The organism is Parabacteroides gordonii MS-1 = DSM 23371 (assembly GCF_000969825.1).
In the GTDB taxonomy this organism is placed as follows: domain Bacteria; phylum Bacteroidota; class Bacteroidia; order Bacteroidales; family Tannerellaceae; genus Parabacteroides; species Parabacteroides gordonii.
Window position 1 is genome coordinate 830,935 of the sequence record NZ_KQ033920.1, and the last position, 11,982, is coordinate 842,916.

An 11,982-nucleotide genomic window follows, 5' to 3' on the forward strand; every position below is an offset into this window, starting at 1 on the left:
ATCATTCTGTTTTTTAGTTATCAGATACCTACACTTGTATTTTGGCTGGCATCGTTCTGCCAGTCTTCAATCAGCACACCATCCACATCACCACTCATTTTGTTGACAGTGATCCGGTAAGTATAATGAAAACCGGCCTCCCATTTTACGGCAGGAGAAATGGAAGAAGTGGTGAACGTACGCTCCAAAGTATCCCCCTCTTTAGCCACAGTAATACTGAACGAGAGAACAGATTCGGACGTACTCATCGGAGCAACCAGACAGGTCACATTGGGTGACGGTTGCGCAGTCTTCAACTCGGTTCCAGCACTATTGTCCATTGTTATCTGGGAAGTTGACGCAAGACCGTTCAGGGTTGCGGCACCAGTAGCAACGTTCAGCAACATATATCCCGAACCAGCTTGCAATAAGTTGGTGTTACTTAAAATTTTCACCTGCTTTAACAGCAAGGTCTCGGTAACGTCAGCCCCTTTTACTATCCGGAAACTTACTTTCGCCATAGCATGTTTCATGGTTAGTGAAATCGTTCTGACACTATAAGAAGCAGAAACTCCTGCCGAATATAAGTAATCAGATTGTTGGCTCCCCAGAAAATCCAATGTATTATCGCCTCCTTTCAGGACTTCTACGTTGACTTTCAAGTTGCCGTTATCATTTGTTATCCCTGCATCAGCCGGAAATACACCGTAGACCTTTGCATTTACACCATCCTGCATTATAACCGCTTTATCGGAAGTCCAGTTACCTGACTCATTCGTAAAAACCAATGAAGGTATGGTCGCATCATACGGCTGATAATCTTCTGTGGCGACATACACACAAACCTTATCGATGGAAGTTACCGTTCCTGTTCCTTTCGATATACCCCCTTCGTCTACCGAGACAGAACTCAGTTGGAGTGCATTATCGTCATTCTCCGGCAGATTACCGGTGCACCCCATACAGGCTACCAGTAGAAATATTTTAAATAATATCGTTCTATTCATAATTTATGTTGTTTTAATATCAAGATGCTCCCCAGTTATCTCCTGTACCATTTCCTGTTCCCGTTTTAAAGTCTTCCACACTTACGCTGTTCAGAATCAACCCGAAGGTAGAGGTGAAGTTATAGGTGTAATTACATCCGGCTTTAAGCGTACGGGTTTCCTCTCCACTACTCGGATATGTTTTTAAATCCAGTGATGAACTTGTTGACGTTGCTTTGCTAGTGACTTGTATTTTATATTTTTTATTAACTTCTGGATAGACAATAGCAACATACAGATGCTTTTTACCAGTAGAAGTCACAGAATATAAAGTCACGGCATCGGATGTAGATGTTCCGCACAAATTATTCCCTATTAACTGAACTTTTACACCTACATGAAGAGCATCCTGATATTCGACAGTAACCGTAATCTTTGAAGCTGCCGGATAAAAAGAAAAATTCACCTTATTCCCGGAGACACTGGTTGCATCAGTGATCAGTCGGTTGCTTTTCTGATAAGCATCCACTGTACTCTGATTGGCAAGAATTTTGGAAAAGCCTACAGGATCGTAAGAGGCATAATAACTTCCCGTGCCGTTTGTTGTTATGCCATCTCCGCCTTCTGTCGGGAGCCATCGCAGTGTACCGGATTTATTTTTATATGTATAGGAAATTCCGTTTGTGCTAAGATTATTTGCCGATGTACCAATCTTAATTATATCATTTCCAACAAACGAAGATTTCTCATAACTGACTGCACCTAGTGCACGACTTGTAACCGGTTCGGAAATAGACGCTCCGATTTCAAGAAGATGTCCCTCTCCTTCTCCGGTATTCAGCCGTTCTTCACTACTACAGGCAGTCAGCGACAACAGCAGGTAACCTGCCAGATAAACTGTTTTTATATTCAATTCACTCATAGCTGTTTTAATCTATAGGTCCTGTATAATTAAAATCATCTGTCCACCCGAGTATTCCATTCGCTTCCGGGACAAGAATATCATCACGAAGACTCAGGGTGTATTGGTAATGCGTCTTGGCTGCCAAAGCACAATTAATGGTCGAACTATAATTCACCCCATTATAAGTCAATGTGATGGTAATAGCCGTAGTTCCACTCTCTTTGGGATGAACGATTCCGCACCAGGTCTTATCGCCCGGATGATACAGCTTTATAAATTCGGAAGTCGTTCCGCCTGTCTGAAGACCGGCACCGCTCACTTGAAAACTAAAGTCAGCCGGTAGACTACTTGCCACCTTTGGAGCAAACACGAGTGTTAACTTTGTGTTTTGATGCTCGAAAGTAAATCCCAGTTTTTCTGTTTGAGGAGCCTTTATAATAGCAGAGACAAGCCGGTTACTTTTTATGTAATTATCGACCGACGACTGGTCGTATATAATTACGGCATCATTACCTGCCGGGTAAACGGCCTGATAAGAAGCTCCGGCCAGTAAAGTGAGCGGTGTACTGGTTGATGTCCACTGACCGTCTTCGTCCAGCTGATAATCTGCCGCCTCACTTCTATTTGCCAGAGTTGTTCTTGTAATACGTATTTTGTCGCTAGCAATAAATGTCGATCTGTCATACGTATTTTCTTCAATCTGCGCGCGGGTTATCTCCGTAACCGGTTGGTCGCTGTTTATTTCGGCATTCACAATGACAGGCTTTCCCTCTCCGGATGGAGACAGCATAGTCTCACCAGTGCAGGCGACCAGACCTGTCAGCAAGGAAATTCCTACCAGCAGAGATAGCCATTGTTTGTTTTTTTCTTTTATCATATTCATTGTATATTATCTTTTAGAAGCCATCCGGGCGAAGATCACCAGTTCCGTTTTCATCTGTCCAGGGAGTAATCTTGATCTCGTTCACCACAATCTCACGGTTAGTCAGGGTTAGATTATAAACATATCGTTTCCCTTTTAACCATTGTACATTAAACCCTGCGTTTTTTACGCTCAATATTCGTTTATTCGTATCGGAGCTTTTATCTCCCAGATCAATCGTTAAAGTAACGTTTGATAATGCGGAAGACAAAGGAGCTACTAATCCGTAGGCAACTACTTTAGACTGGCTGTTCGCACCACATTGAACAGGATTGGCCGACGGTGTAAAAGTTAATTCCTTAATATCTCCACCGTTGAGTGACATCACCCCATCTTTGAGTTGCATCGTTCCCGAACCGGTCAGGAAAGAAGGGCTACCGGTTGTCTTCATCGTGATCTTTTTGATGTAATCGTATGCATCTACCGGACGTCCGGAAGCACTTTGCATCTTAAACACGACCTGTGCCAACGCATGACGCAACCAGATGGCAGGTTCAAACGATTGGTTGCTGGCGATAATCTGCTCGTCGGCATCTTGTTTGGTTGAGCCATATAAATAATCCGTCACATTACACACCCAAGTGTTTGCTCCGTTAAAGGTCTGGGTAGCGGTTATACCTGTTACCGGAATGGTATGTGTATCAGCACCGGCAACATGCGTAGGATTTACATTTACCGGATAATAAGCATAAATACGAGCTTCCTCGTTATGAAGATTAACCGTAGGATTGCCCGTCCACGCTGTACCGTCATAGGTAAATTGCGAAAGGCCGTTTACCGTGCCATTGGTGATACCCGGATAGATTGCATTATCCGCTTTTTTAGTAACATACAGGTTTACCTGATGGATATTACCGTTGCCGGTTGCAGAGGCGGTACCGTTTACCAGGGAACGAGTGTCAGTCGTGCCGGTCAGGAAGTGCGGTTGCAGGGAGACTACTCCCCGACCGTCATCCGGCAACTCCTGTCCGGTACAGCCGACTAACAGGAGTCCGAGTCCTGCTGTCGTGATTTTGTTTGCGATGTGTTTCATATTCTTATTCTTTATTTTTTTCGTTAGACATTGACGTCCGGTAGCGATTCATCGTCCCAGCCCGTTATATTAAACCCATCCAGGGTAAGGCCTGTCGGGTTGATTATGATTGTATAGGTATAGATATTGCCGGCTTCCCACGCAGGGTCGGTATAGGGCAATAGTGTCATATCTTTGCCGTCAACTGTTACTACGAGCTTGGATTGATCGGAAGTAGTGCTGTACGGTATTACATAGTTGGTAAGGGTTATACCTCCGGAGATGGAGGAAAGTGTCGGAGCTACGCCATCATTAAACGTATATAAATATGTTTTTTCCGTTACGCCTGCCAGATTGTTCAGTGCTCCGTCAGTCAGGTTCATGGTTGTGGTGTTGTCGGCTTTTAATGTTGGCATGTTGCGGGTATGGGTTACTTTGGTGACCTTAGCCGCACCTTTATAGGCATCGCCCCGTTTGACTATAAAAGAAACCTGGGCAAAGGCATGTTTAAGGCCGATGGCGACTTCACGACCTTTGGGAATTACATCGCCCAACTGGTGGCCGTTGTCGGCTATGGGTTGGGTTGAAAGGTATTTATTGGCTTCGGATGATTGGTTGTTATCGTATTCTACACCATACATATAGTCATTAACAGGGAGAGCGAAATCATAGATGTTATTACTTTCTGTCTTCGTAATGGTTTGTTCTGGTTTAATGGCTGATGCCTGGATTGTAATGGTTGGGACGGGAGTTGTGCCCTCTCCCCCAGCGGTTACAGCAACATCTGATACGATCGGGTGATATGAGAAGATGATAGCTTGCTCTTGATTCAACCATAACGTTTCTGTGTCTCCAGCAGGGCTGGCATTACCACCTTCTAGGTTGTATTTGCGATAAGTACCTGTGGGGGAAACTCCGTAAGTGGTTTCGCCATCCTTTTTGTTGACGGCATAAATCCCTAGAGTCTTGATAGCACTGGCATCACTGGCTCCTCCACGGGTTATGAGGGAAACTCCGGCAATACGGGGTTCCAGTCCGACAGGGGCTTTCGGGTCTTCTCCAATCTCCTTTGAGCAGGATTGGATGGCTAACAAAGGGGTTATTAATAGCAGGTACTTATATAGTTTCATGTTGTTATCTATTGTTTAAATCGTTTGTAATGTAACTTTTCCCCTTTTGCGAGGGGAAAAGCTTACTTTCATTGCTGAATAATGTTAGTTGATGTTACTTAACACCTAGTTCTCCTCCTGTTTTATCAGTCCATCCTGCTATTGATACACTGGTAATGGATAATTCTTTACCACTTAACTTAGCAGTGTAGAGATAATTATTACCTGCTAACCATTTACCACTATCGCTACTAGGAGCTGTTAATGCTACCGGATAATCAGCACCATCAATAGTAAAGACTACCTGTACTTTTGTTTTATCAAATGCTGCTGCGGATGAATTATCTGGAAAAACAAGGAAGCTGAATTTTAGTGCTGTGCTTTTGTCATTAGATATTGCATAACCTTCAGCATCTTTAAAACCACGTGTATAAGTAGCAGCTGCTGGACTATTTACAGCAATAGTACCGTTTTTTAAAGCCATTGTAGAGGAACCTTTACTTAATCCATTGTCTGAACCATTTTTTAGAACTATTTTTGTCAGCTTACCGGCTCCCTTATAAGTGTTGTCATTGTAAATATTGAAAGATACCATAGCTAGGCCATGTTTCATGTTCAGTTTAACGGCGTCATCCACACTTGTCTTTTTACCGTTACTGGCTTGTGCTTGATTTCCGACATTATCAGCATCCTCCGCCCACATATAATCTACTTCACCTGGGGCTGTTATAAGTGTTGATGCATCCAGACTTGCTAAAGTCGGATATTTACTATCATCAGAAGTGTCATCACCTTCAAAAACACTAATAGCAACAACAGGATTGTCAGTATTAGTTGGTTTTGTTAAAGTTGATGGATAATAGGCATATATTGTAGCGACTTCGTGAGTTAGGTAAATTTTATCAGTTGCACCATTTGCCCAACTTGAATTATAGGTATAGATAGCATGATCATTATTCTTTGCTGCTGTATAATCTGTACCTGTTGCGAATACGGCTATTTTATCATCATTTGTCCAAGCCGTGACAGCACTCTTCGTTAGCGACACCCCGGCGGTGATGCCGAGTTCGATGGCGTCGGTTTTGTCGATGGGGGTTATGGGGTCGTTTTCGTTGCTACAGCTTGTGCCGAGAAGGGCGGCAAGGAGTAGATAGGATATTTGTAATTTCTGTTGTTTCATTTCGTTTCCTTTTTGAATGTTGTTTACTAATAAATTGCGTTTATCGGTTATTTCACCAGTTCCAGATCACCATCCTGCTTAACGGTAGTCCATTGGGCTACGGTGATGGAAAGGATCTCTAACTCGCGGTCGCCGATATTGAGGGTGATTTCGTAAGAATGACCTGAGGCAAAATGATTGCTGCCGGAAGGATCTTCCCCAACTGACTCGAAAGTGATGGCGAGGTCTTCAAATGTGCCGATAGAGGTTTCGACGGTCAATTTATAAGCTCCGGAAGTTAACGGGGGCAATAAAAGACAACCATCCAGTTCGGTAGCTGTTGTTTCTGTGATCTCTGTTCCTCCATCCTTTAATTCCAGCGTTAAATCGGCATCATCACCACTGAAAGTTGTTTTACCGGAAGCCAGGTCGACACTCACGTCTTTCTTTCCTTTTACGGTAATCTTCTTCACTTTTACAGGCAATCCGTCCGCAGTAATCTTCTGTGCCTTAAACTTCAGTTGGGTAAGCAGGTGGGCGTATTCAAGCGGGATGTCTTTTGTGTTATCCGTATTGCTGAAACGGCTTCCATCCCATCGGTTACCCTGGATTTGCGCGGCATACATCAGATCGGTTTGGCCTGTAAGCTTATAAGATACAGAACCGTTGGAACTGTTGTATGCAGATGGTTTCGGGGCAACGGCTACCAGATAGATCCAGTCACCGTTTTCTGGATAAGAAGGATTATCCGGCAATGAAACTGAACCGCCTATATTGACAGTTGCGTTTTTCTGCCATTCGTTGGGGTCAGCGTTGGACGGTATGCCGGTATAGATACCATCGCGTTTGGATGCAAAGATGGTTGTTTCGAAAGATTCAGTTATTTCCTGATAATCTGCTTTCGTGTCTACCTCTCCGTTTCCTGATGCACGCAATTCGATCGGCACTTGCTCAAACCCGGAATGCTCCGGGTCTGAACAACTTGATACCGACAGCAAAGCCGGAACTAACAGCAGGTATATGCTTTGTAGTTTCATTTGCTATTGGGTTAATTGGATTATTTAATTGTGACGTTACCTGCTTCGCCGACTGTCCAGTCTACAATCTTAGCAGTAGGAGCAATTGCTACAGCATCATCGGCTGTTTTCGGCGGAGTAATGGTGAAAGTGATCTCATGAGATTCAGCTTCTTTAGTAGTCAAATCACCATTATTTGCACTATTTTTAATTGTCAGATTATTGTACCACTTGATAACACCATTTACTGATAATTCCAGATTAACCTTTATTCCAGAAGTTGGTTGAACCATTACAGGAACGCTAGGGCTACAAATAGATGTTGTAAGTTCTGTATTACAGCCGGCAACAGAAAGATTAGCTCCGGCTGTCCAGGTTACCGTTCCATCACTAAAATTCAAAGACGACGGAACTTTTGCACTCTGGATAACTATACTTTTTACAACCACTTTTTGTCCATTCCAATCGCTACCAGTCAATTCACCGGAAAGCTTTGCTACAAAAGTAAGCTGAGTTGTCTTGTGTTTAAATTCAAGTGGGCTCACAGAGTTATGAGTAGTATTAGTACCTGCATCCACCTTGGCTGCATACATCACATCCTGCAAACCGTCTTTTTCATTAAATGTAACACTAGTTCCAGCTACAGCCCCCGATGGAGAAACACCGAATAAGTAGCTATTCTTGTCTGTATTATCTCCCGTTATCGGATAATACAATTTAGGAGTCAAAGTAATAGCCTCTGCCGATGTTTTTGCTTCAAACTGGGTGGTGGCTACGGTGGCACGGTTGCCATCGTTTTCTAATTTAGTGCCCTTCAACGTATTCTCTGTTTTTGGAGTGAATGCATCAAAGTCCGGGTTACCAGTGTCTTCTTTTTCATCCACCATCACAATAACCGCTTGCATCGTACTTCCCGGTGTTATCGCCGCTTTCGACTCTACCCCTGCTACCTTTTGGCTGATCTGGATAGCGACGGCATTTGATGCCTCGCCATTGTCGATCTTTACATTTTCGTCGTCATTCGAACAGCCTGCCATCACTAAGGCTAATGCTGCCATACTTAAAATCTTTTTCATGTTTTACTTGTATAAGTTATTAATAATAAATGATATATATATTCTTATCTGATTGATAGCTTTAAACGCCCACGTTACCGCTGTCCCCCTTGCTCCAGTCGATCACTTTGGCTTTGACCGTCACCTTTACGCCATTTTCTGCATCCGGTTCCGGAGGTGTCGGGGGCGTTGGGGGATCAGGGTCGGGAATGTCCGGTGTTACCGGGTCATCGGGATCGTCGGGGTCAGGTGCCGGATCAGGATCGGGGGTGGGGGCGGGATCGGGCGTGTCGGGTATTTCGAGAGAGATCTCCACCTCATAGGCGCTACCGCCTTCCGTTCCTCCCTCACCGAACTGCACGGGGAGATCTTTGAATGACAAGTCGTTTGCCGGATTACCGTCGATGTTGAGTACCAGGTCGAGCGACAGGCTGGCTTCGGGCTGCACCAGTACATAGCCGGGCAACGTAACCACGCCGTCCACTATCGGGAAACCGCCTGTCCCCGGATCGGAATACACTACCACAGGGCCAGCCGTCCCGATGGGTTCGACCTTACCCGAAAAGAGGTTGACGACGGCTGATGCTGCCATCCCGTTCAGATGTACCGAACGGACGCGGTAGTTTTTGGGGGCTCCTTTCAGACGCAGCGTGAAATTGAGTTGCGAGAGCAGGTGGCTGTACGTGAGCGGTGTCTTGGCGGCACTGAAACGGTCGGTCAGCGAACCGTTTTGTTCAACCGAGAGCATCAGGTCTTCCTGTCCGGTCAGGGTATATTTTACTTCACCGTTGGTCAGCGGGGCAACCGGATGATAGCCGCGCAGGAAAAGCGGTGAGCCATCGGCCGGGTAATATCGTTCGGGGGTCAGCAGGATTTCGCCGTCGGTTGCCGTTCCGTCCCAACTTTCGGTATATTGTCCGGCGGTGGTTCCGGCAGCGATGCAGACAGGCGTTTGTTTGAACTCGTCTATCATTGCGCGGGTCTTGATTCCGGTATATAAATGGATGGGGACGTTGGCAGCTTCTTCACGGATCGTGACGGCGAGGTCGAGCGTGTCGGCTCCGGATTGGCTGGGGCGGAAAAGTTGTTCGGAGACGTCCTCACTATAGGTTTGCTTCTTTCCGTCGGCCGTCTGCCAGGTGAGCGTCAACAGATGGCCGTTGTCGGTAGTTGCCGATTCGTTTTCGCGCGGCCAGACGATACCGAGTATTCCGGCCAGGGCACGGCTGGTTTGTTCCGCTCCGGGAGCCGGAAGGGACAGGCCGAGGGTGGCAGATGAAACGGGGTCGCTTGTAACAAGGCTTACTTCCCGTGCGACACTGCCCAGGGTGGCCTCGATGGGGCTGGTGATGCGTCCGTCGGAGACTGTCACGGTCAGGCGCAGGATTTGACGGATATCTTCCGGGACGAGGGAGAGTTCCTGTTTTTCTCCTTCGGTAACGGTGATATCGGAATGGGCGGCTACATAGACGGGGCTATCGAGCGCAGGCATCGTCGAAGAGCCTTCGGGAATATTTACGATAGCGGTAGCCGCATTGAAACTGCCGGTAGCGTCGAGTGTGATTTCTTCCGAACTGCCTGTGAGCAGTGCGTCGTACGCTCCTACCGGCAGCCATGCTTCGAGCACGTCGGCAGCATTTCCGGCTTCGAAACGGTTTTCAAGCGGTTCTTCCAGTCCTTTGCCAAAGACACGGAGCGTCAACGCCTGGTTGCCCGGATTGTCGACTGTGACCATCAGCTGCCCCTCTCCTTCATGTTGTGGCTTGTCGTCATCGTGACAGGCTGCCAACAAAAGAAGGGTGGCCAGCAGGAACGGTTTAGCAACTAAGTAATCTAGTCTCATATTGTTTTGTTTATAAATTATTCAAGATGCACAAAAGGGTGCACAATATCGGGCGGATGCTACCGGTGACCCCATGTCACCCGGTAAGGTGAGGGTGTGTCACTAACGTTGGTGACACTGTGTCACTCGCCCTGGTGACACCCCCTCACTCGGGCGGGTGACAGCCCCTCACCGATTACTCGATTACGGGACGATCATCTTCTCCGCCTCCGCCGCTGTTGCCAACGATCAGTTTGTCCTTGTATTCCAACGTACGAGGGTTTTTCAGTTCTGTGTTGGTGCTGAACTGTGTAACGATACGCAGTGTATAGCTTCCGTCGGCCAACGCCGGAACACGGGCAAGCACCTTGCTGGGGTCGTTCTGGGTGAAACGGCGGGTTACTTTCGTCGTTGTGCCGTCTTCGGCTACGAAGAAGACACCTACCACAGCGTCGTCGCCTGTTATTTTAATGTTATTTCCTGTAATCTCAATATCGTCGTTTATCGTGATCGATCCGTCGAACAGGCCGGTTGCCGTATCCGTGACAAGACCGATATGAGCCACGCTGGCTTTTGCTCCAAGGTTGACCACCTTCACGTGTTTCAACGCTTCGCGTAGCTTCTTGGTCGGGATAATGTCGAATGTCAGCTTGTGGATAGCCGGGTCGAACAAGGCTTCCGAGCTCGCGAAATTACCCAGGACACGCGGGCTGAACTGGCAGAGGTCGGTCTGCACGCTATCTCCATTCAACAAGGCTTCGAGAATGATATCACTGTTTTGAGAGGTTACCGAAATAATAGTCGGCAATTTCAGTTCCGATCCGGTACGTTTGATTTCCTTGGCTACGCTTTCCTTATCGAGGGTCTTCGGGCCGGTTTTCACTTCGGCAACACAGTCTTTCGTGTTGTCTTTCGTCAGGGGGTTATCACGCAGGTAAATCTCCCAGTAATAGTCTTTGTTGTAATCTTCCATGATGTTGAAAATTTAATGTTAATACTAATGTTATTTAGTCCGGCACAAGGCCGGGTGTTATTTGCTATTCTCGCTCCTGAATGCAACGGACAGGCATAGCTTCTTTTACAAACTCAGAACCTATTAAACTTGTCGTTTCATTTACTACTAATCGAAGCATACTTCCTTTTTCTCTTGGCCAGTAATAGGCTAAAGTCCCTATACGGGTAAATTGATTTTCTCCAATCCAATATCCTGGAAGACGCAGGTAAGTTGTCTTGTTTGTACTGCGTTCATAAACAATTAAATATCCTCCGTCATTTATCGGATCATTTATAGCAGATAAGTTCAATCTATTATAATCTGTATTTGTAAAAAAAGGCTTATAATTCTCGATGCTACAAATACACCAACCAACCGGACATGGATCGTGTAAGCCTTTATTATCGTTAGTACCCCAAGCAAGAGCATGACCGGGATCTCCCGAATTCCATTGTGTTTCATTCCCCTTCATCTTATAAAGAATATCAGGGTTTTCATACGCTGTCCGATAGGATACTTTTTGGGCTTTAATTTTTACCGGATAATAACTGATTCCATCAGGTTGGTAAAGGCTCAACAGATTCTTTACCGGTGCTGTATTAGGTGCAGGAACAGTAATGTTGCTTACATTTTTTTCTGCTGTATAGCTACTTCTGAATGGATCTTTTCGTCCCCATTGATAATGGTAACCATTTGTTTTTGATATTTCTAATGGATTGGGCGGAACTGTTGTATATCCGGCCATCGCCCCCAAGTTGCGATCCATCATAGGCAACTGGTCTGGTAAATCACTTCTACTGAATTTTAGTTTTCGTTTACTTTCAGGTAACTGTACATCTTTGTTTCCTGTTGCATCAGGACTATAGTCCGTTACCCAGATATGCCAGCTCCAAAGAATATTGTTGTCTTTATCGTAAGCGGCAATTATCCCACTACCTCCTGTTGTATTCGGGGCTACGCGGCAGTAAATACGAGCTTTATCAAAGTCGTCACCATTTATCAGATCGACTATGTTTTTATGATC

10 protein-coding genes and 1 pseudogene are annotated in these 11,982 nt (G+C 45.7%); all 11 read right to left on the minus strand.

From position 1 onward, the window contains the following. Nucleotides 1-20 precede the first annotated feature (20 nt). Nucleotides 21-986: a fimbrillin family protein gene (locus HMPREF1536_RS20455; protein WP_028729291.1), complete on the minus strand. Its 966-nt coding sequence runs from the start codon at nt 984-986 to the stop codon at nt 21-23. Nucleotides 987-1,005: 19 nt separating this feature from the next. Next, entirely contained in the window at nt 1,006-1,887 is an 882-nt protein-coding gene (locus tag HMPREF1536_RS20460; protein ID WP_028729290.1) for a fimbrillin family protein, read from the minus strand. A 7-nt stretch (nt 1,888-1,894) separates the two neighbouring features. Continuing rightward, the gene (locus HMPREF1536_RS20465; protein ID WP_028729289.1) at nt 1,895-2,752 is read right to left on the minus strand and encodes a fimbrillin family protein; all 858 of its coding nucleotides are present in this window, start codon (nt 2,750-2,752) and stop codon (nt 1,895-1,897) included. A gap of 13 nt (nt 2,753-2,765) precedes the next feature. Beyond that, nucleotides 2,766-3,824, minus strand: coding sequence for a fimbrillin family protein (locus tag HMPREF1536_RS20470; protein WP_028729288.1), 1,059 nt, complete (start codon nt 3,822-3,824; stop codon nt 2,766-2,768). A 23-nt stretch (nt 3,825-3,847) separates the two neighbouring features. Beyond that, a complete protein-coding gene (locus tag HMPREF1536_RS20475; RefSeq protein ID WP_028729287.1) occupies nt 3,848-4,933 on the minus strand; it encodes a fimbrillin family protein in 1,086 nt (361 codons plus the stop codon). Nucleotides 4,934-5,027: 94 nt separating this feature from the next. Further along, nucleotides 5,028-6,092 carry a fimbrillin family protein gene (locus tag HMPREF1536_RS20480; protein WP_028729286.1) on the minus strand — a complete coding sequence of 355 codons (1,065 nt, stop codon included), beginning with the start codon at nt 6,090-6,092 and terminating at the stop codon, nt 5,028-5,030. A gap of 47 nt (nt 6,093-6,139) precedes the next feature. Beyond that, entirely contained in the window at nt 6,140-7,108 is a 969-nt protein-coding gene (locus HMPREF1536_RS20485; RefSeq protein ID WP_028729285.1) for a fimbrillin family protein, read from the minus strand. A gap of 20 nt (nt 7,109-7,128) precedes the next feature. Continuing rightward, nucleotides 7,129-8,145, minus strand: coding sequence for a fimbrillin family protein (locus tag HMPREF1536_RS20490; RefSeq protein ID WP_225608029.1), 1,017 nt, complete (start codon nt 8,143-8,145; stop codon nt 7,129-7,131). Between the two features lie 79 nt (nt 8,146-8,224). Beyond that, complete coding sequence (locus HMPREF1536_RS20495; protein WP_028729283.1) at nt 8,225-9,985, minus strand: fimbrillin family protein; 1,761 nt, start codon at nt 9,983-9,985, stop codon at nt 8,225-8,227. A gap of 175 nt (nt 9,986-10,160) precedes the next feature. Next, nucleotides 10,161-10,937, minus strand: a complete 777-nt coding sequence (locus HMPREF1536_RS20500; RefSeq protein ID WP_028729282.1) for a DUF4469 domain-containing protein — start codon at nt 10,935-10,937, stop codon at nt 10,161-10,163. Nucleotides 10,938-11,001: 64 nt separating this feature from the next. After that, nucleotides 11,002-11,982: pseudogene (locus tag HMPREF1536_RS20505) on the minus strand (DUF4906 domain-containing protein); the annotation flags it as partial.

Coding starts and splice junctions, on each gene's coding strand:
- HMPREF1536_RS20455 (WP_028729291.1), bottom strand. CDS start 986: ATGAATAGAACGATATTATTTAAAATATTTCTACTGGTAGCCTGTATG.
- HMPREF1536_RS20460 (WP_028729290.1), bottom strand. CDS start 1,887: ATGAGTGAATTGAATATAAAAACAGTTTATCTGGCAGGTTACCTGCTG.
- HMPREF1536_RS20465 (WP_028729289.1), bottom strand. CDS start 2,752: ATGAATATGATAAAAGAAAAAAACAAACAATGGCTATCTCTGCTGGTA.
- HMPREF1536_RS20470 (WP_028729288.1), bottom strand. CDS start 3,824: ATGAAACACATCGCAAACAAAATCACGACAGCAGGACTCGGACTCCTG.
- HMPREF1536_RS20475 (WP_028729287.1), bottom strand. CDS start 4,933: ATGAAACTATATAAGTACCTGCTATTAATAACCCCTTTGTTAGCCATC.
- HMPREF1536_RS20480 (WP_028729286.1), bottom strand. CDS start 6,092: ATGAAACAACAGAAATTACAAATATCCTATCTACTCCTTGCCGCCCTT.
- HMPREF1536_RS20485 (WP_028729285.1), bottom strand. CDS start 7,108: ATGAAACTACAAAGCATATACCTGCTGTTAGTTCCGGCTTTGCTGTCG.
- HMPREF1536_RS20490 (WP_225608029.1), bottom strand. CDS start 8,145: ATGGCAGCATTAGCCTTAGTGATGGCAGGCTGTTCGAATGACGACGAA.
- HMPREF1536_RS20495 (WP_028729283.1), bottom strand. CDS start 9,985: ATGAGACTAGATTACTTAGTTGCTAAACCGTTCCTGCTGGCCACCCTT.
- HMPREF1536_RS20500 (WP_028729282.1), bottom strand. CDS start 10,937: ATGGAAGATTACAACAAAGACTATTACTGGGAGATTTACCTGCGTGAT.